Annotated in this window: 2 protein-coding genes; both read right to left on the bottom strand. The window is 68.6% G+C overall.

All coding sequences use genetic code 11. The annotated features are described in order from the left end of the window. Positions 1 to 179, bottom strand: a 179-nt coding sequence (locus ACT3TP_RS18725) for an FAD-binding protein (protein ID WP_444621290.1), incomplete at its 3' end; no start/stop codon positions are given. Positions 180 to 200: 21 nt separating this feature from the next. Beyond that, the coding region (locus ACT3TP_RS18720) for an aldehyde dehydrogenase family protein (RefSeq protein WP_444621289.1) at positions 201 to 913 on the bottom strand (713 nt) is incomplete at its 5' end.

Here is a 913-nt window from a genome sequence, read left to right as displayed (position 1 = left end):
GATTCGAGCAGTTCCATCCAGCGGTTCAGCTGCAAGACCTCCTCAAGACCCCGGTCATCGGGGCCGGCCTCCACCAGCGCGATGCGTACCGCCGGGTCTTCGCTCAGCCGTGCGGCGGCCGCGGCGCCGGCCGAACCGCCGCCGATGACGATGTAGTCAAATTCGTTAGTGTTGCTCATAATCCTCAGTTTTCCTCTTCGCTACTTCTGGGCGAACCAGCCGGTGACCTGCGGGTCCAGATTCTGGTAGATGTGCTTGGCTTCCTGGTACTCGCCCAGCCCGGTCGGCCCCAGCTCGCGGCCGACCCCGGACTGGCCGAAGCCGCCCCACTCGGCCTGCGGCAGGTAGGGGTGGAAGTCGTTGATCCAGATCGTCCCGTGGCGCAACCGGGCCGCGATCCGCTGGGTCTTGGACGCGTCCTGGCTCCACACCGCCCCGGCCAGCCCGTAGTCGGTGTCGTTGGCGGTAGCCACCGCCTCATCTTCGGTGGCGAAGGTCTCCACGGTGACCACCGGGCCGAAGGCCTCCTCGATGACCACCGACATGCCGCGGGCCACCTGGTCAAAGACGGTGGGCAGGTAGAAATGCCCCGCCCCCAGCCCGGGGCCGTCCGCCTCGGTGGCCGCCCGGCCCCCGCAGCGCAGCCGGGCGCCTTCGGCGAGCCCGGACTGCACATACGCCTCGACCTTTCCCAGATGCTCCGCGGAGATCAGTGCCCCGGTTTCGGCGTGCTCATCGAACGGGCCGCCGAGGGTGATCTGCTCCGCGCGGCGCACCAGTTCGTCGACGAACCGCTCCGCGATGGATTCCTCCACGATGATCCGCGCCCCGGCCGAGCAGACCTGCCCCGAATGCACGAACGCGCCATTCAGCGCGTTGTCCACCGCGGCGTCGAAGTCCGCGTCGGCGAAGA

This window comes from Glutamicibacter sp. AOP38-B1-38 (genome assembly GCF_052377485.1).
Classification (GTDB): domain Bacteria; phylum Actinomycetota; class Actinomycetes; order Actinomycetales; family Micrococcaceae; genus Glutamicibacter.
This window is presented reverse-complemented; position numbering and strand designations above follow the sequence as displayed.